Genomic DNA, 18,028 nt, shown 5'->3' with positions numbered 1-18,028 from the left:
CCCATCCCGAACAGAGAAGTTAAGCCCGGACGCGCCGATGGTACTGGGGTCACACCCGGGAGAGTAGGTGGCCGCCAACCCTACAAAAGCACCCCCTGCAGAGAAATCCGCAGGGGGTGCTTTGTGTTTCAGGCATACTATGGACGGCGGGGAAAGGGAGAGGCAGCTACTGGGCTTGCTGTAAGCTTTCTTTCTGTGTAGTGGTTCTATAGATTCGCTACAGGTATAGGCCTGCCAGAAGTTAGACATTTCTAATTTTGGCAGGCTTCTCTTTTTTCTTGTGTTTGCTCAGCTTTCTCTCCCACTCGTAGTTTTGCTCACGGATCGGTTCTCTGGCCGGATCATACTTTGCCTCTATGTCTTCCCACAGTGGGGTTAGGGCTGACTTTTCGGTGACAATATCCATAGGCGCTCTGCCCTTCAGGGAACTGTGGGAGCGGTACCAGTTGTAATGGAACTGCCATTCTTCCAACCTGTCGTTTAGGCATGGATCCTTCAGGTTAGCCGTCATATAAAACTCCTGCAGGTCCGTCTGATGGCTCCTCTCTACCTTGCCGTTCAGGTGGGGAGAGCGAGGTTTGATGGGCCTGAACTTGATGCCGTACTCCTGCAGTATCTCCTGGAAAGCGATGCCGAAGAACTCCTTGCCCCTGTCAGTTTGCACCCGCTGTATGGGAAATGGCATTTGCTCTACTACCCGCTCAAGAAAGTTCACAGTGTTTTTGGCTGTTCTCCTGGAATAGGTGTGCATTACCCTAAAGCGGCTACAGTCATCAATGGCTGTGTATTGGTAGATACCCGTATCAATCTTACAGACATCCATCTGCACCCTTTCTCCCGGAATTTCCTTAGTGTAGCGCTTAAACTCTTTCTTCTTGTGGTATCGCTTGAGCAACTTCATATCATACTTCTCAAGCACCCTGGCCACCGTGGAAGGTGATATCTTGACCTGATGGTGCTGCAGAAGGTGTGAGCAGATTCTTATTTTGCCGAAGCGGCAGGTGTCCCTAATGTCAAGGATTAGGTTGATTACATCATCATCCCATTTTTGTCGGGTCAGCCTGTGGGGCCTTCTGGAACGGTCCGCCAGCCCTTCATCTGGCAGGCGCTTGATCCATCGGTGCAGAGTGGAGCGGGCGATACCACAACGAAGAGCAGCTTTGCTGACAGAGCCTAGCTGCTGGTAAACCCTTATCCAGTCTTCTCTGGCTTTCTGCTTCTGCTCCTCTTTTTTCATAGCGACACAGGCAAAAAAATAGCTGTGGATTTATGGACAACTCTGTCGAGTTACCCACAAGTCCACAGCAGTAATAATAGTAATATCTTGAGATTAAATCAACAGGTGAAAATGTAGCGGATCTCTTGGACCTTCACATATAAGTAAGTACAAAAACAAGGAAGTTCCTGTTTTAATAGGAGCTTCCTTGTTTCTGTACTGTTATATTATACTGCTATTTTCTTCTGCTCATCGTTACCTATCTTTCATGATAGGCTCAGGCAAATGAATGTCAAGTTCTGAGGCTGCGTCCAGTATGATGTCCGTGGCATACTGTTTTGTACAACGTAACTGTCCTGTGATACTGTAATCTGTGATCAAACCTTGATTGATAATGAGCCTAGAGGCAAACTCCCCATATTTGGCTATAATATATTTCTGTACTGTTATCAGGTCCTCCTTTCGCTTCTCTGTTTCCGGGGTACGAGGGGGGCGTTGCCAACGATTCTCGGGATAGTCGTGGCTAATATTATCTGCCTTGGCTTTTCTTTTAGCCTGCTCTAGTGTCTCTTGTAATAACTTCTCGTTGCGAGCCCTTTTAAGAGCACCATGTATACCCTTTGTATGGTTGAGCCATTCATGCACATCTGTGTTGGGGTTGTTTGCAAGATCCACCAATCCTTCATTTGAAATGACGTAAGACGAAGGCTTGTTCAGCTGTTTCCCCATTTCATCCCGAAACGCGAACAGTTCTTTCAGGATATATTGCTGGTAGTAGTTAAGCCTGTAGGCGTTCCGGAGTTTCATATGTGGGTTTTCCGGTTCCGAATATATCAAAGACTCCAGTAACAGGTTCTCCTCCTGCAGCCAATGCATCCGGCCCTTTTCTTCTATTTCTGCCACCAACTTCGCTTTTACCTGGTGCAGGTAAAGTACATCGATGGCAGCATAAATAAGCTGTGCCTCCGTAAGCGGGCGCTTGTTCCAGTTGCTGGACTGCTGCGACTTATCCACCTCCTGGTCAAACTCCTCCTTCATAACTGTGGCCAGTGACGAGCGCTCATAATTAAGTATTTTAGCGGCTACATCAGTGTCCATCACTCCCCGGATGTTACAGCCTAACTTGTCGAGCAGTAGGATATCGTTGTTGGCATGGTGGATGATTTTAGTAAAATCTTTATCCTCTAAGAGCTCAAAAAGCGGCTGCAGGTTGTTTATAGTAAATGGATCAATGATATAACAGGTACCATTGTCATCTGAGATTTGAACAAGACACAGGTTGAAACCATAAGTGAAGCGGTTTTGGTCAAACTCAAGGTCCAGGGCCAGTTCCTTGTGTTGTCTCAGAGCCTTTACCGCTGTAAGCAGCTCGGCATCTGTTTCTATCAGCCTTATGGTTACGCCATCATGTGTTAGCGTTTTATTTTCCATTCCTAAAGTTAAAAAGTTTGGAGCATATATATACTTCTGTATTCTCTCTTTTAGGATAAACGTTTATTATTTGTTGTAAAGCCATTGGCACAAAAAAGGTCTCTGCCCGTGGAGCAGAGACCTTCTGTGGTTAAACAAAATTGTTTTAACTATTGTACTGGTGGTTGCTCCTCCTCAATTTCATCGGCAACACCATCGTTAACTGTTGTATCTTCTAACACAGTAGTATCTTCAGTTTCCATATCCATTTCAACTTCCTCAGTAGTCTCAAGGTTTTCTGATTCAGTTGTTGTTGTATCTTCACTTGAGCATGCCGTAAATGCGAACATTGCAAAGGCGGCAAATGCTAATTTCCATGTCTTTTTCATAATCGAAATATGTTTGGTTTTGTACTTCTTTATACGAAAAGTGAGAAAAGGTAACCTCCTGAGAAGGTGTAAATTGTCTTATTTGAAGTTAGTGGCATGAAATCATAAGTAAAGGGCGCCAAAAGAAGGATATTTGGCAGTGCATGGGCAAACATGAGTGTTCTTAGGGTGAAAGTAAATATTTGCTGTGTTAAACTAATTGTTTACAAATTTATATGTGTTAAAGTTGTCTTACTATCCGTACAACTTAGTTATCCGGTATGCAGCGGCCTTATCCACATTAGAAGGCAAAAGGTTATAAGGTAGAAGGTGAAGATTGTACATGTTGATAATACAAAGAACAGGCAGTTTTCTTCTGTATGATGGCTCTTCTTGATATATATTCAGTAGTGGCAAATTAAAGTAAACGGCCCCTGCACGAATGTGTACAGGGGCCGCTCTCTTATTAAGGTTGGTTATAAAGCTCTTGTGGTGTCGGATGATGCGGCCAAAGAGGCTTCTCGTTTGGCCTTGAACTCAGTGCCAGATTTCCACTCCGGTAACCGCTCTGTGTTGGCTACTCTGTACCCAACCCGCAGGAACAACTGCAGGTCTTCCACGGCACCTTCCAGATTCCAGTCGTCACGCACCTCATCTGAGAGCTTGTGGTAATCATTAGCAGTATAGTTGTCGCTCCATTGCTGTACATAGTCAGCCGGTTGGTTACGTGCTACAACCCCGGACTTTGCATACAAAGCCGGTACGCCCTGCTTTGCAAACTCAAAGTGATCGGAACGGTAGAAAGAGCCTTTCTCTGGTGAGGCCTCTGGAACAATGCGGCGGTTTTGGCTGGCGGCCTCTTCTGCCAAAACATCCTCCAATGTAGAATTGCCATAGCCAATAACCACCACATCTTCGGTCGGGCCATAGGCATTCAGCACATCCATGTTGATGTTAGCCACTGTCTTATTCAACGGATAAAGCGGGTTTTCGGCATAATATTTAGAGCCGAGCAGTCCTTTTTCCTCTGCTGTTACAGCCAGGAAGAGGATAGAGCGCTTTGGTCTGGTAGGCATGGCAGCATAAGCCTCGGCCAGTTCTATCAATCCGGCAGTGCCTGTTGCGTTATCTAAAGCACCATTGTAAACCTGGTCGCCCTGCAGCGTCTCATCCTTGCCTAGGTGATCCCAGTGGGCAGAGTAAACCACGTATTCATCCTTCATCTCCGCATCAGAACCCTCCAGTTTGGCAATCACGTTCTGCGACTGAATTTCACGCAATTTATTTTGTATGCTGAAACTGGCGGTGGCATTTAACGGTACTGGCTTAAAGTCCTTCTGGCGAGCCGCCTGCTTTAGCTGCTCCAGGTCTTTGCCTGCTGCGGAAAATAGCTGCTGGGCTTTTGCCTGTGTAATCCATCCTTCCACGGCAGCACGGTCCATGTTGTTGTTCGCCTTCTTAATATCAAAGTTCTCACGGCTCCAGCTTCCCGACACCACCTCGTAAGGATAGCCGGCTGGTTCTGTTTCATGAATGATGATGGCAGCGGCGGCACCTTTCTCTGCAGCAATCTCATATTTATAAGTCCAGCGGCCATAATAAGTCATGGCTTTGCCGCCAAACATGGCTGTGTCGAGTTCGCTAGCATTGGCAGTGCTTGGTATCGGAGGGTCATTGATAAGCATCACAATTGTTTTGCCTTTCACGTCAAGGCCCTTGTAATCGTCCCAACCATATTCAGGGGCCACAATGCCATAGCCTACAAATACCATTTCTGAATTATTGATATCGATGTTAGGTACAAAACGGCGTGAAACGGCTACATAGTCAGATGGGAAGTTAAGCGGAATCGTTTTGCCGCCTGCCTGGAAAGATGCTTTGGGCTGTGCCGTAAAACCCACCATCGGTACTTTCTGCACATAAGTGCCATCCGGGTTTCCTGGCTGCAAACCTATTTGCTTAAACTGGCGGGTAAGGTAGTTTACGGTAGAGTCTTCGCCGGCAGTGCCCGGGCCACGCCCTTCAAAAGCATCGGAGGCCAGTACTGTGGTATGCTTCAAGATATCAGAAGCATTAATGGTCTGCAGGGCGGGCTGCAGGTTTGTGCTGTCTGCGGCGGCAGTTGCTGCCGCATCTGTTTCGTTTACTTCACGGGAGCTTTCGTTGCACCCTATCGCTAACAGCCCCATCAGGCCAAGCAGCGGAATATGTTTCTTCATAGATGTTAATGATGCTAAGTGTTCTTCAAGTTAAAGAATTTTTTTATACCAGGGAGGTGGTAGCGACCCGTTCAGGCAGCTACCTGCCAGCTGGAAGGCACCCCGCGGTGCAGCTCCTGAATTAAGGTCACGCTGCCAACCAACTCTTTTTGCAGCTGGCATTCCCAGATTACAATGCGCTGCCAACCCGCCTCCCGGTACAATTGCTGATACCGGTTGTCTCGGGTTTTGTTCTTCTCGAACTTATTTTCCCAAAAATCAATGTTTGTTTTAGGTAAAGAAAGCTGGCAGTAGGGGCAGCGGTGCCAGAAGCAGCCATGGATGAAAATAGCTAAACGACGGCCAGGGTAACAGATGTCAGGCTTGCCCGGAGCTTTAGGCCAGTGTACACGGTAGCCCCGCATGCCGGCATTCCACAGCGCCCTGCGAAGGATAAGCTCAGGCTTTGTGTTTTTACTTTTATTACCCCGCATATAGCGGCTTATCTTTTCCGCTGTCGTCAGCAGGGGTGGTGGGGCTTTGTATCTCTTTCTCTTGCGTTTTGCTGCCAATGTGCTGCCTGCTTTTATGCAGCTGTATAACAAGCAGTGGTGGCAGATAGTGCCAAGGGGGGCAGGGAAGCTAAATCCGGTAATAGATGCGGTTCATGGAATTATCGTAGGGAGCGTAGCCGGGGCGCTTGCAGCAGAATGTGTCATCCAGCAGCTGTACATTCTTTATGTTGCTGAAAAGGAAGTAGTGCCAGCCTGCTGCTGTGTTGCCAGTGGCTCTTTTGCTGTCGAGCCAGGCACAGAGGCAGTCCTGGTTACTGTGGTTACGGCCTATTAAATGCGGCTCTACTATATATGTTTCGCCTTCATAGTCAAACTGTATGAGCAATCTTGCTCCAACTGCCCTAGAAAGCTCTTCTAAAAGATAACTATACATAACGAACAGATTTTTGTGTAACCATGTGACTGCCCATGCAACTGTCTACTGCTGCAGCAAGGTGTATAGCAGATATTATTCTGCATCATATAAATCTAAAAAACTAAAAACGCTTTACACAGGAAATAGCGGTGCTAAAAGTAACATCATGTGTGGGTGGCGTAAGGGAATAGGTACAGAAGAAACAGCCGTGCTACATTCTGTATGAATGTTATCAAAGAGGCTTAAAATCAGGAAAAGTAACATAGGCTTTTTCTGTAAAACAGGTGCACTGGCTACAGCAGATGATATGATGGTATCTGTTTGCTATGCAACTACGTGTAGATTCCAAGTAAGCGGAGGAGGCTGCGAAGTCAGAATCCCTTACCGCTACTGTTAAGCTATCTTTTTGGAAGTGGAACAAAGTTGATAACGCAAATTTATTCCAGAATGAGCCATGCAGCTACTGGCAGTTCATACTGCTAAGTCTTCAAATATACCTTTAAGCGAATCCTTTGGAAGGTGCTTGTTTTTAGTAATTCAGAAAACTGCTAGTGGATATAGCCGTTAATAGAACTTAAACCAATCTGCATTTTAAATGCCTTTTTCAAGCTTGTCACGTCATATTTTTTCACTTCGTTGAAGTGATTACATAATCATCGCTAAAAATATGGGAGGTTGTGTTGGTTTTCTTTAACTTACGACACAAATAAATGACATTGTATTGCCTTTGTGACCGTGTAACAGGAGAGTGCAGCCAAGGGTTTAATACAAAGGAGGTGTTTGATTTTTAATTATATTCGCTTAGGCGGATATGCAGTATTTGATATTTATATAATACATTTAACTTTACCTTTACTAAAAAGGCAGTAAATAATTTATGGATAAATATAGCTACATCGCTAATGCGCACGGCGATTATATTGATGAGTTGTACAAAGCTTATCAACAAGATCCGGAATCAGTAGAGTTCGGGTGGCGCAAGTTTTTTGAAGGCTATGATTTTTCAACAGCTTACGGGGAAAACGGCCATACTTCCGAAAATGGCGCTGCTACTGCCCCTGCTCCTAAAGGTAGTGTAGCACAGCAGGAATCGGAGAAAGAGGTAGCCGTGCGGAACTTCATTTACGCTTACCGCAGCCGCGGCCACCTGCGCTCCAAGACAAACCCGGTACGGGAGCGCAAAGACAGAAAAGCCCTGCTGGACCTGAAAGATTTCGGTTTGTCTGAGGCCGATCTGGATACTGTTTTCCAGGTAGGTGAAATTATTGGCATCGGACCTGCCACATTGCGTGATATTGTGGCAGCAGTTCAGAAAATTTATGAGCGTTCTATCGGATATGAGTACATGTACATCCGTGACCCGGAGGTGCTGTCCTGGCTTCAGAATAAGATAGAAAATGAGTCACTGCACTTCGACCCAAGCCTCGATTACAAAAAGCGTATCCTTTCCAAGCTAAATGAGGCAGTTGTATTTGAGAACTTCCTGCACACAAAGTTCTTAGGGCAGAAACGCTTCTCGCTAGAGGGTGGCGAAACAACTATACCTGCACTGGATGCTATCATCGACAAAGCTTCTGAGCTTGGTGCAAAAGAAGTAGTAATTGGTATGGCGCACCGTGGCCGCCTGAACGTGCTGGCCAACATCATGGGTAAAACCTATGAGCAGATTTTCTCTGAATTTGAAGGTACTGCCGTTCCGGACCTAACCATGGGTGATGGTGACGTGAAGTACCACATGGGCTTCTCTTCGGAGGTGAAAACACCATCAGGCAATACCATCAACCTGAAGCTGGCGCCTAACCCTTCGCATTTGGAGGCGGTGAACCCGGTAGTGGAAGGTTTTGTACGTGCAAAAATCGACTGCATGTACGAGAAGGACTCCCGCTCCATTGTGCCTATCCTGATTCACGGTGATGCTGCCATAGCTGGTCAGGGCATTGTGTACGAAGTAACGCAGATGGCAAACCTGAGCGGCTACAAAACAGGTGGTACCATTCATTTTGTTATCAATAACCAGGTTGGTTTCACCACCGACTTTGAAGACGCTCGTTCTTCTATCTACTCTACCGACATCGCCAAGATCATTGATGCGCCTGTGCTGCACGTGAACGGAGACGATCCGGAGGCAGTGGTTTTTGCTGTGCGTCTGGCTACAGAGTACCGTCAGAAGTTCCAGAACGATATCTTTATTGATATGGTGTGCTACCGCCGTCACGGCCACAACGAGTCGGACGAGCCGAAGTTCACACAGCCACAACTTTATAATCTGATTTCAAAGCACGCGAATCCGCGCGAGAAATATAACAAGGAGTTGATCAGCAAGGGCTCGGTAGATGCCGAACTGGCAAAGAACATGGACAAGGAGTTCCGCCAGATGCTGCAGGACCGGCTGGACATGGTGAAGCAGAAGCCTTTGCCGTACAACTACCAGGTACTGGAGAAAGACTGGCAGGAGCTGCGTCGTTCCACACCGGAAGACTTCAATCAATCGCCTGAGACAGGCATACCTGTTGAGGTGATTGAGAAAGTAGGAAAAGCCCTGACGACGCTGCCACAAGGCTTTAAGCCGCTCAAGCAGATTGAGAAGCTGATAAAAGAACGCAAAGAGATGTTCTTTGAGACAAAACAGCTGAACTGGGCAGCCGGTGAGTTGCTGGCTTACGGATCTGTTGTGCAGGATGGCAAGATCGTGCGTTTCAGCGGACAGGATGTACAGCGTGGTACATTCTCGCATCGCCACGCCGTGTTGCACGATGCCGTAACAAGTGCTCCGTACAACAACCTGAACCACATAGAGGGGAAAGACACAGGCTCTTTTGAAATCTACAACTCGCTGTTGTCAGAGTATGGTGTGCTGGGCTTTGAGTTTGGTTACGCTATGGCGAATCCGAACGCCTTGGTTATCTGGGAAGCACAGTTCGGTGACTTCGCCAATGGTGCGCAGGTAATGATTGACCAGTTTATCACCGCTACAGAATCGAAGTGGCACCGTATGAACGGTCTGGTGATGTTACTGCCGCACGGTTACGAAGGGCAGGGGCCGGAGCACTCTAATGCCCGTCCTGAGCGCTTCCTGCAGCTGGCTGCCGAGAATAACATTTTCGTAACCTACATCACAACGCCGGCTAACCTGTTCCATTTCATGCGTCGTCAGCTGGCCCTGCCTTTCCGCAAGCCAGCTATCAACATGTCGCCTAAGTCGTTGCTGCGCCATCCACTGGTAAGCTCTCCAATAGAAGATTTTACGTCAGGAGGCTTCAAAGAAGTGATTGGCGATGACTATGCAGATGCCGCTTCAGTGAAGAAAGTGCTGCTTTGCTGGGGTAAAGTATACTTCGACCTGCTGGAAGAGCAGCAGAATAACAACCGTAAGGATGTGGCCCTTGTGCGTATGGAGCAGTTGGCGCCATTCCCGAAAGTGCAGCTGGATGCTGAACTGGCGAAGTACCCTGATGCCAAAATATACTGGGTACAGGAAGAGCCTGAGAACATGGGAGCCTGGAACTACATCCTGCGCCTGATGCGCAAGCAGGTAGAAGATGTGGTAGCCCGTAAGGCAAGTGCCTCACCTGCTACAGGTTACTTGAAAGTGCACGTAAAAGAGCAGCAGAACCTGGTGGATCGCGCCTTTTCAATATAATTGGTAATAATGCGTGATGGATTTTAAGCAGTTAATGCAGCTGTTTTTAGTCCATCACGCTTCTTTTATCCGTAATTCATAATTCGTAATTCATAATTGAACAAAAATATATGAGCTTAGAAGTTAAAGTGCCTGCCGTAGGTGAGTCAATCACTGAGGTAACGATAGCCCAGTGGCTAAAGAAAGACGGTGACCGTGTGGAGATGGACGAGGTGATAGCTGAGCTGGAATCTGACAAAGCCACATTCGAACTGCCAGCCGAAGGAGCAGGCATTTTACGTATTGTAGCACCCGAAGGCGAAACCGTTGAGGTAGGGGCGCTACTTTGCAGAATTGAAGAGGATGGTGCAGGTTCTTCTGCTCCTGCCAGCCCGGCTGCCGAAGCATCCGCTGCCCCACAGGAGTCTGCTCCTGCCGCAGCACAGGGTGGTGGCGAAACTGTTGACATGGTAGTGCCTACTGTAGGTGAGTCCATTTCTGAAGTAACGATCGCCAGCTGGTTAAAAAACGATGGCGACCGCGTGGAAATGGATGAGGTGATTGCAGAATTGGAGTCTGACAAAGCCACTTTTGAGCTGCCGGCAGAAGCCGCAGGTACGCTGCAAATTGTAGCGCAGCAAGGCGACACTGTAGAAATTGGCGGTTTGCTTTGCCGCATTGTGGCAGGTGCCGGTGCAGCTGCTTCAAAACCAGCTGCGCAACCAAGTGCTCCTGCTGCTCAACCAGCTGCACAGCCTGCCGCCGCAACCGGTTACGGCAACCAGACCTATGCTTCCGGCACACCATCGCCGGCTGCAGGTAAAATCCTTTCTGAGAAAGGCATCGACGCAGCTAATGTGCAGGGCACAGGCCGTGATGGCCGCATTACGAAAGAAGATGCACAGAACGCGCAGAAGTCTGCTGCCAAGCCAGCCGCAGCCGCAGCTCCTAAGCAGGAGGCAACTGCTTCTTCTGAGGCGCCAGCTGCAAGCGGAGACCGCAACCAGCGCCGCGAGAAAATGAGCTCGCTGCGTAAGACGGTTGCCCGCCGCCTGGTGCAGGTGAAAAACGAAACGGCCATGCTCACTACCTTTAACGAGGTGGACATGAAGCCAATCATGGACATCCGCTCGAAGTACAAAGAGAAGTTCAAAGAGAAGCACGAAGTAGGCCTGGGCTTTATGTCGTTTTTTACAAAGGCTTGTACTGTTGCGCTGCAGGAGTGGCCAGCAGTGAATGCACAAATCGACGGAAACGAAATCGTGTTCAACGACTTCTGCGATGTGTCAATCGCGGTTTCATCACCAAAAGGCCTGGTAGTGCCGGTTATCCGCAACGCGGAGAGCCTGACGCTGGATGGTATCGAGAAAGAAGTAATCCGACTGGCGAAGAAAGCGCGCGACGGTAGGTTGTCTATCGAGGAAATGACAGGCGGTACCTTCACCATCACCAACGGTGGTGTGTTCGGTTCTATGATGTCAACACCAATCATCAATGCGCCGCAGTCTGCCATCTTAGGTATGCACAACATCGTGCAGCGCCCGGTGGCTATCGACGGTCAGGTGGAAATCAGACCAATGATGTACCTGGCCCTGTCATACGACCACCGCATCATCGACGGCCGTGAGTCCGTTTCCTTCCTGGTACGTGTGAAAGAGCTGCTGGAAGACCCGATGCGCTTATTACTGGGCGTCTAACGACGCTGGCGCAGTAAGCGCAGTTGAGAGTTTGAAGTTATGAGTTAAGAGTGGTTTAACACAAAAGACTAATGTCTGCGTAGTCACTCCTAGCTCATAACTCTAAACTTTTAACTAAAACTCATGGCTGATAGCATTGTAGCTCAAAAGTCGTTTCAATTTGCAATACGGATAGTGAAGCTCTACATGTACCTGAAAAATCAGAGGCAGGAGTTTATACTTGCAAAGCAACTGGTTAGAAGCGGTACGTCTATTGGGGCAAACACCGAAGAGGCTGTAGCAGCGCAATCCAAAGCAGATTTTATTCATAAGCTACAAATTGCTCTAAAAGAGGCTCGAGAAACAAATTATTGGCTCCGGTTGCTGCATGCAGCCGAACTGATAGAGACGACAGCCTTTGAAAGTATACAAGGAGACTGTATAGAGTTGCAAAAGATGTTAAGCAGCATCATTCTTACAAGCAAAAAGAACAACTCTTAACTTATAACTTTTAACTCTTAACTAGACAAAAGTGAAATACGATGTAACCGTAATCGGTTCCGGACCTGGTGGGTATGTGGCGGCGATACGCTGCGCGCAGCTGGGCCTGAAAACCGCAATCATAGAGAAATACAATGTGTTGGGTGGTACCTGCCTGAACGTAGGCTGTATCCCGTCTAAAGCACTGCTCGATTCTTCTGAGCATTATCACGCTGCTGCGCACGCTTTTAAGGAGCACGGCATTGAGCTGGATAACCTGCAGGTGAACATGCAGCAGATGATCAAGCGCAAGGGGGAGGTAGTGAAGTCGAACAACGATGGTATTACTTACCTCATGAAGAAGAACAAGATCGATACCTACTTTGGCCGTGGTTCTTTTGTAAACAAGAACAAGATTAAAGTTACAGATGCGGAAGGGAAAGAGCAGGAGATTGAAACAGACAAGACAATTATCGCAACGGGTTCAAAACCTACATCACTGCCATTCCTGCCAATCGATAAGAAGCGCATTATTACCTCTACAGAGGCTTTAACACTCACAGAAGTACCAAAGAACCTGATCATCATTGGTGGTGGGGTAATTGGCCTGGAGCTTGGTTCGGTGTATGCCCGCCTGGGTGCTAAAGTGCAGGTGGTGGAGTACATGGATTCTATTATTCCTACCATGGACCGTGCATTGGGCAAAGAGCTGCAGCGTATCCTGAAAAAGACGCTTGGCTTTGGGTTCTTCTTCAACCACAAAGTAACAGGTGCTACCAATGAAGGCGAAACTGTGAAAGTAACGGCTGATAACCCGAAAGGTGAAGCGGTTACATTTGAGGGTGATTACGTGCTGGTATCTGTTGGCCGGAAGCCGTACACTGAAGGGCTTGGCCTGGAGAATGCTGGTGTGCAGATGGGCGAGCGCGGTATGATTGCCGTTAACGACCACCTCGAAACAAACGTGCCGGGCATTTATGCCATTGGTGACGTGGTGCGTGGTGCTATGCTGGCGCACAAAGCCGAAGAAGAAGGTGTGCTGGTGGCAGAGCAGATTGTAGGGCAGAAGCCGCACATCAACTACAACCTGATTCCGGGTGTAGTATATACCTGGCCGGAAGTGGCTGGTGTAGGCTTTACCGAAGAGCAACTAAAGGAGCAGGGACGCGCTTACAAGTCAGGTTCGTTCCCGTTCAAGGCCTCTGGCCGTGCAAAAGCCTCCGGTGACACAGATGGTTTTGTGAAGGTGCTGGCGGATAAGGAAACAGACGAGATCCTGGGCGTGCACATGATAGGCCCGCGTATCGCTGACCTTATTGCCGAAGCAGTAACAGCCATGGAATTCCGCGCGTCTGCGGAGGATGTAGCCCGTATGAGCCACGCACATCCTACTTATGCCGAGGCCATGAAGGAAGCCTGTTTAGCCGCGACAGAGAACCGCGCCATCCATATCTAAGCAAAAAAACTTTTAAATGAAGTACATAAAGGCAGCGCCACCCCCATTGTGGGGGTGGCGCTGTTGTATTTTAATATTTTCACAGCTTATAGGCTCACAGCCTTCGCCTGTTTATTAGAGGCGGTATCTGCTGCTGCTATAATACAGCCTCATCTCTTTATATCACAAAAAATGTTTCAGGAAATGTTGGAATAACCAAAACCATTTTTACCTTTGTAGTGTACTATGTAACTAATACACTAATTAGGTAAAACTATGATAGCCTTAAAAGACATTCACTTCCGGTATAAGAAGGACAAACCGCTCTTCGAAAACCTGAACCTGACCCTGGAGCCGGGCTTTATCTATGGGCTGCTGGGCAAGAACGGCGCCGGTAAGTCATCGCTGCTGAAGCACATCTCCGGCTTGCTGTACCCGGACAGTGGCCAGTGCACTTTTTTTGGCTTTGATGCCCCGGAGCGCCGTCCTGCCATGCTCGAAGACATCTATATGATTCCGGAGGAGTTTAACCTACCGCCTATCAGCCTGCGCAACTATGTGAGAACAAACGGTGTGTTCTACTCTAAATTCAGCTTTAACCAGCTGCAGGCTTACCTGGCAGAGTTTGAACTGGATGAAACCGCCAAACTCTCCACGCTGTCTTACGGGCAGAAAAAGAAGTTCCTGATTGCCTTTGGCCTGGCCACGAACGCGCGCCTCTTAATCCTGGACGAGCCAACCAATGGTCTGGACATCCCCTCTAAAAGCCAGTTCAGAAAGATTATGGCAGCCTCCCTGGACGAAGAAAAAATCAACTTCGTCTCCACACACCAGGTGCGCGACCTCGAGAACCTGATTGACAATGTGGTGGTGCTGGAGAAAGGCAACATCGTCTTCAACCGCAACATGGGCGAAATATCAGAAAAGCTGGCTTTCGAATACAACCTGGCTGGAGTACCTGCCGAGGAAATTCTGTATGCGGAGGATATGCACGGCCGAAAAGCAGGCATTGTGAAAAACATAGCCGGCCACGACGCACGCGTAGACCTGGAGCTGCTGTTTAATGGCATCGTGAAGAACGCTGCCGGTATAAACGAACATTTTGCCAACTACAAGTATGAATACTAAACCAAAAAACCTGCGCTACCAGCTTAAGCAGCTACGCATGAAGGGCAGCTCATTATTGATTGCCTTCGCAGCCTTTAGCTGTGCCTTTCTGGTAGAGACCGAGCAGGTAAACCTGACTTATCCTTTCGAACTTGTTCTGAAGAACTTTACAAACGACCCAATATCCTTTCGGACTTGTTCTGAAAGGCTTATAAACGACCCCATTATCCTAACCATTAGTACAAAATAAAACCATGAATACAGAACTGAACCTGAAACGGCTGGGCTTCTTCTTAAGGAGGCAGCTCTACTTAAACTTCAGCACCATGTGGATTGCCATAGGCGCCATTTTGGGCTTACTGTTAGTCATCTCGGCTCTGGTCGCATATTTTAACGACGAACCGGATGTTGTGCTTAACCTGCGCAACCTGTACCTGGTCGTGTTTATGCTGGGAGGCTACATTTTCACCAGCAAGGTTTTTGATGAGATGCACGCCCCGCAGAAAAGCTATATGTTTCTGACGCTGCCCGTGTCGGCGGCAGAGAAACTGCTGGCTGCCTGGTTTATCAGTTCTCCGGTGTATGTGGTGGTGGCGTCACTTATCATGTTGTTGCTCTCCTTCATTAACTCGCTCCTGGCCGGAAACGTGCAGGCTTTGCCTTATTTATTTGATAATACTTTCCTCAACTGTGTAGGCGTGTATATGGTCACACAAGCTGCCTTTTTCTTAGGGGCAACTACTTTCCGGGGCAACAACTTCCTTAAAACAGTGCTGGCGCTGATTGTAGTGGTGCTGCTGATAGCTGCTTATACCGGACTGTTAGGATATGCTTTGTTCGGCAATTCAGGAATGCGTTTTGAGGAAGGGAAAGCAACTGAGTTTGAGAATACAGCAGAATTCATTACAGGCACTGTAATACCGTTCCTGTTCTGGTTTGTACTTGCTCCGTTCCTGTTGTTGGTTTCTTTTTTTAAATTAAAAGAAAGGCAGGTGTAAGATGGAATTTAAAGAGAATCAAGCCATATATCTACAGATAGCGAACCGCTTTTTCGACAACATACTTCAGAAGAAGTGGGACAGCGGCGACAAGATACCCTCTATCCGCGACATGGCCGTGGAGTTTGAGGTGAACCCGAACACAACGATGCGAACATTCAATTACCTGCAGGATAAAGGGATTATTTACAACAAGCGAGGCATTGGTTACTTTTTAGCCGATGACGGTTTTGAAAAAACCATTGCCCTGAAGAAGGAGCAGTTTTTAGAGGAAGACCTGCCGGTTTTTCTCAAGAACATGCAACTGCTGGGGTTGTCGCTCGATGACCTGAAAGGGTACGCCGCCAGGTATACCGGCGCAAGTATTAATTAGTAGCTATTATCATCTTAAAAGACATGATATGAAAACGAGTAATAAATTATTGTTGGGGATGATTGCCGTAGTACTCTTGTGCGTCACAGTTGTTCTGGGCGCGGCAAAATATTACGGTTTAGATGCTTCGGTTGTAACGACAGATCCTCGTGAGGCGCCTTAACCTCCTTTTGTACCCGAACCTCTAACTCCTCCTGCAGCATAATAAGCAACAGTACCGACGCCCGTTAGCCTGTAAAATGCTATGGGCGTCTTTTTTTATCTGCTCAGGCAACCTTTGCTACCCGCGCTGCATCTTTTAGTTGTAACAGGTTTCAGGCAGCCCCTGCTGGTGCGGTAAAGTAACTGTGAGACCTGACGATTGTTCCCGCTGAATGTAGAACCTTTAACATAAACTATGATGAAAAAAGCACAGGTATTATTTGCATTGCTGTTGTTACCGTTGCTGTCGTTTGGGCAAACAAAAGTGGATGCTTCGGAGATAATTCAAAAACTAAACCGGGGAGAGGCTGTGTCTTACAGGAATGCCGAAATAACAGGTGACCTGAACATGACGAAGCTGCAAAACATGAAGTTGAAAAATGGGAAGAACGGGGACACTAAGGAGTACATTAGCACCGTCACCAGCCCTGTCACCTTTGTGAACTGCATCTTCAGGGGTGATGTGCTGGCCTACTATAATCCGGATAACAACATGTCCGGCGTTATGAACAACTCGAATGAGGTTTACAATACCAATTTTGAGCGGGATGTGCTTTTTGAGAATTGCAAATTTGAGCAGGAAAGTGCCTTTAAATATTCCGAATTCAAAGGTGCAGCCTCTTTTGTGGGCAGCCGTTTCTCAGATGAAGCGCTCTTCAAATACACCAAGTTTTCAAGGAATACGAATTTCAGCAATGTCCGTTTTGAGGAGGATGCCAACTTCAAGTATGTGGATTTCCCAAAAGGAATCAGCTTTGCAGGAGCTACTTTTGAGGAAGAGGCAAACTTTAAATACGCTAAATTCCAGGAAGGCGTAAACTTTCAAAAGGCTCGTTTCGATGGCACCGCGAACTTCAAGTATGCCAAAATATCTGACGCCTTCAACATCAAAGGAGCTGATTTCCGCGGCGGAGACGACTTTAAATACACTAAACTGAATAACAGGTCTGTCTCGCTGGCTACCCTGCAAAGCATGAACAGATAAGGCTATCAAACTGAATCAGCGCCACCCACCGGGGTGGCGTTGTCTGTTATCAAAGCTATCATGGTGCCGAGCCCTTCGCTTAAGCTAACCTCTTTAACAGGCGGCAGTGCCAGCCACTCCTCCCGTACCTGGTTGATGAATGGTGTATCCATTACAGGACTTTCTGCGCATTTGTTTGCGGCGAGTACTGCTGCAATGGCTGTTTTCAGCACATTCGCTTTTACGCGTAGCGTGTGCTTTGCATAACGGGCAGGATGCAGGTGCACATACCGGCCTTCCACTACACCCCAGCGCATCACCCAGTCTGTGCCATCAGAAAGCGGGATAAGCCTGTAAGCAGTACCCGCAGTGGTTAAGTAGTTTTGATAAGCTACAGGCTGCAGCAGGTGGTACTCCTGCAAATACTGCAGCACCTCCTTTGAAATTTGCAACGGTGACAGCGGCCCAATGTACAAGTCTAACTGTGAACCACCGATAGTTCGTAAGGCTGCTTTCACGTCAGCTTCCGGAGTAGCAGTACTGTTTGCTACAAAGGCTTTGATATAGCTCAAGTGGTGCTTAAGCGGGTGAAACAGGATAGGGGCTGGGAGTTGTGCTGAGTGCATAGGCACCTTTCTGTACCGCTGCTGCTTGCCTCTGGTTTACGAAACTTAATTAAAATTTATCCTGCTCAGGCAACCCTTCTTGGCCTTTTGATATCATGCTCTTATAGAAACCCTTAGCTGCTTTACCTTCCAGCAAATAACTGTGTTTGCTCACTCCAGATTATTGTGCGCAGGCTAATGCATCTTGGCAAACACGTGTTCGTCGAGGTTACTATACTGTAGGTCGATATAAATACCTTGTAAGTCTAAATGAAACAATAAAAAATATAAGATTCGGTACCTTGTATAACAAACTACCCTTAATTATTTGGTTGTGGTCTAGAATGTATGATGGTTTCGGTAATAGAATATTAGCTTCATAGCGTTATAGTGATTCTGCTCTTTTTTAGAGAAGCAGGCTGTTTTTCTGACCAATCTTCTGTTCCTT

16 protein-coding genes, 1 rRNA gene and 1 pseudogene are annotated in these 18,028 nt (G+C 47.5%); 10 read left to right on the top strand and 8 right to left on the bottom strand.

Annotation, left to right across the window (positions count from 1 at the left end; translation table 11 throughout):
• A 5S ribosomal RNA gene (gene rrf / locus ACYVB1_RS13650) occupies positions 1-80 on the top strand; the annotation flags it as partial.
• Positions 81-241: 161 nt separating this feature from the next.
• Here the strand turns inward: rrf and ACYVB1_RS13645 are convergent.
• From ACYVB1_RS13645 to ACYVB1_RS13620, 6 genes are all read right to left on the bottom strand, one after another.
• Positions 242-1,237: an IS481 family transposase gene (locus tag ACYVB1_RS13645; protein ID WP_460924330.1), complete on the bottom strand. Its 996-nt coding sequence runs from the start codon at positions 1,235-1,237 to the stop codon at positions 242-244.
• Positions 1,238-1,471: 234 nt separating this feature from the next.
• Positions 1,472-2,647, bottom strand: a complete 1,176-nt coding sequence (locus ACYVB1_RS13640) for a ribonuclease D (protein ID WP_460924329.1) — start codon at positions 2,645-2,647, stop codon at positions 1,472-1,474.
• Between the two features lie 149 nt (positions 2,648-2,796).
• Positions 2,797-3,015 carry a hypothetical protein gene (locus tag ACYVB1_RS13635; RefSeq protein ID WP_460924328.1) on the bottom strand — a complete coding sequence of 73 codons (219 nt, stop codon included), beginning with the start codon at positions 3,013-3,015 and terminating at the stop codon, positions 2,797-2,799.
• Between the two features lie 455 nt (positions 3,016-3,470).
• Entirely contained in the window at positions 3,471-5,213 is a 1,743-nt protein-coding gene (locus ACYVB1_RS13630; protein WP_460924327.1) for a M28 family metallopeptidase, read from the bottom strand.
• Positions 5,214-5,284: 71 nt separating this feature from the next.
• On the bottom strand, positions 5,285-5,764 hold the full coding sequence (locus ACYVB1_RS13625) for a very short patch repair endonuclease (protein WP_460924326.1): 480 nt from the start codon (positions 5,762-5,764) through the stop codon (positions 5,285-5,287).
• 70 nt (positions 5,765-5,834) lie between these two features.
• Positions 5,835-6,092: a hypothetical protein gene (locus ACYVB1_RS13620; protein ID WP_460924325.1), complete on the bottom strand. Its 258-nt coding sequence runs from the start codon at positions 6,090-6,092 to the stop codon at positions 5,835-5,837.
• Between the two features lie 907 nt (positions 6,093-6,999).
• Here ACYVB1_RS13620 and ACYVB1_RS13615 point away from each other — a divergent pair.
• The 9 genes from ACYVB1_RS13615 to ACYVB1_RS13575 all read left to right on the top strand — a co-directional run bounded on the left by ACYVB1_RS13615 (position 7,000) and on the right by ACYVB1_RS13575 (position 16,996).
• Positions 7,000-9,762, top strand: a complete 2,763-nt coding sequence (locus tag ACYVB1_RS13615) for a 2-oxoglutarate dehydrogenase E1 component (protein WP_460924324.1) — start codon at positions 7,000-7,002, stop codon at positions 9,760-9,762.
• A 110-nt stretch (positions 9,763-9,872) separates the two neighbouring features.
• A complete protein-coding gene (odhB, locus tag ACYVB1_RS13610) occupies positions 9,873-11,438 on the top strand; it encodes a 2-oxoglutarate dehydrogenase complex dihydrolipoyllysine-residue succinyltransferase (protein ID WP_460924323.1) in 1,566 nt (521 codons plus the stop codon).
• A gap of 123 nt (positions 11,439-11,561) precedes the next feature.
• On the top strand, positions 11,562-11,918 hold the full coding sequence (locus ACYVB1_RS13605) for a four helix bundle protein (protein ID WP_460924322.1): 357 nt from the start codon (positions 11,562-11,564) through the stop codon (positions 11,916-11,918).
• A gap of 31 nt (positions 11,919-11,949) precedes the next feature.
• Positions 11,950-13,353 carry a dihydrolipoyl dehydrogenase gene (lpdA, locus tag ACYVB1_RS13600; protein WP_460924321.1) on the top strand — a complete coding sequence of 468 codons (1,404 nt, stop codon included), beginning with the start codon at positions 11,950-11,952 and terminating at the stop codon, positions 13,351-13,353.
• Between the two features lie 255 nt (positions 13,354-13,608).
• Positions 13,609-14,460 carry an ABC transporter ATP-binding protein gene (locus tag ACYVB1_RS13595; protein WP_460924320.1) on the top strand — a complete coding sequence of 284 codons (852 nt, stop codon included), beginning with the start codon at positions 13,609-13,611 and terminating at the stop codon, positions 14,458-14,460.
• Positions 14,450-14,689, top strand: coding sequence for a hypothetical protein (locus tag ACYVB1_RS13590; RefSeq protein ID WP_460924319.1), 240 nt, complete (start codon positions 14,450-14,452; stop codon positions 14,687-14,689). The genes ACYVB1_RS13595 and ACYVB1_RS13590 overlap by 11 nt, the downstream gene beginning before the upstream one ends.
• 4 nt (positions 14,690-14,693) lie before the next feature.
• A complete protein-coding gene (locus ACYVB1_RS13585; RefSeq protein ID WP_460924318.1) occupies positions 14,694-15,437 on the top strand; it encodes a hypothetical protein in 744 nt (247 codons plus the stop codon).
• Between the two features lies 1 nt (position 15,438).
• Positions 15,439-15,810, top strand: a complete 372-nt coding sequence (locus ACYVB1_RS13580) for a GntR family transcriptional regulator (protein ID WP_460924317.1) — start codon at positions 15,439-15,441, stop codon at positions 15,808-15,810.
• A 397-nt stretch (positions 15,811-16,207) separates the two neighbouring features.
• On the top strand, positions 16,208-16,996 hold the full coding sequence (locus ACYVB1_RS13575; protein ID WP_460924316.1) for a pentapeptide repeat-containing protein: 789 nt from the start codon (positions 16,208-16,210) through the stop codon (positions 16,994-16,996).
• Between the two features lie 5 nt (positions 16,997-17,001).
• On the opposite strand, the gene ACYVB1_RS13570 is transcribed toward ACYVB1_RS13575, so the two are convergent.
• Positions 17,002-17,601 carry a hypothetical protein gene (locus ACYVB1_RS13570; protein ID WP_460924315.1) on the bottom strand — a complete coding sequence of 200 codons (600 nt, stop codon included), beginning with the start codon at positions 17,599-17,601 and terminating at the stop codon, positions 17,002-17,004.
• A gap of 318 nt (positions 17,602-17,919) precedes the next feature.
• Positions 17,920-18,028 (bottom strand): annotated as a pseudogene (locus ACYVB1_RS13565) (IS1 family transposase); the annotation flags it as partial.

The organism is Pontibacter brevis, assembly GCF_054779655.1.
Note: the sequence above shows the minus strand (reverse complement) of the source record. Positions and strands in the feature narration are given on the sequence as shown.

What these genes read in the sequence shown, in the direction of transcription:
- ACYVB1_RS13645 (WP_460924330.1), bottom strand. Translation starts at nt 1,237, where the DNA reads ATGAAAAAAGAGGAGCAGAAGCAGAAAGCCAGAGAAGACTGGATAAGG.
- ACYVB1_RS13640 (WP_460924329.1), bottom strand. Translation starts at nt 2,647, where the DNA reads ATGGAAAATAAAACGCTAACACATGATGGCGTAACCATAAGGCTGATA.
- ACYVB1_RS13635 (WP_460924328.1), bottom strand. Translation starts at nt 3,015, where the DNA reads ATGAAAAAGACATGGAAATTAGCATTTGCCGCCTTTGCAATGTTCGCA.
- ACYVB1_RS13630 (WP_460924327.1), bottom strand. Translation starts at nt 5,213, where the DNA reads ATGAAGAAACATATTCCGCTGCTTGGCCTGATGGGGCTGTTAGCGATA.
- ACYVB1_RS13615 (WP_460924324.1), top strand. Translation starts at nt 7,000, where the DNA reads ATGGATAAATATAGCTACATCGCTAATGCGCACGGCGATTATATTGAT.
- odhB (WP_460924323.1), top strand. Translation starts at nt 9,873, where the DNA reads ATGAGCTTAGAAGTTAAAGTGCCTGCCGTAGGTGAGTCAATCACTGAG.
- ACYVB1_RS13605 (WP_460924322.1), top strand. Translation starts at nt 11,562, where the DNA reads ATGGCTGATAGCATTGTAGCTCAAAAGTCGTTTCAATTTGCAATACGG.
- ACYVB1_RS13595 (WP_460924320.1), top strand. Translation starts at nt 13,609, where the DNA reads ATGATAGCCTTAAAAGACATTCACTTCCGGTATAAGAAGGACAAACCG.
- ACYVB1_RS13590 (WP_460924319.1), top strand. Translation starts at nt 14,450, where the DNA reads ATGAATACTAAACCAAAAAACCTGCGCTACCAGCTTAAGCAGCTACGC.
- ACYVB1_RS13585 (WP_460924318.1), top strand. Translation starts at nt 14,694, where the DNA reads ATGAATACAGAACTGAACCTGAAACGGCTGGGCTTCTTCTTAAGGAGG.
- ACYVB1_RS13580 (WP_460924317.1), top strand. Translation starts at nt 15,439, where the DNA reads ATGGAATTTAAAGAGAATCAAGCCATATATCTACAGATAGCGAACCGC.
- ACYVB1_RS13575 (WP_460924316.1), top strand. Translation starts at nt 16,208, where the DNA reads ATGATGAAAAAAGCACAGGTATTATTTGCATTGCTGTTGTTACCGTTG.
- ACYVB1_RS13570 (WP_460924315.1), bottom strand. Translation starts at nt 17,601, where the DNA reads ATGCACTCAGCACAACTCCCAGCCCCTATCCTGTTTCACCCGCTTAAG.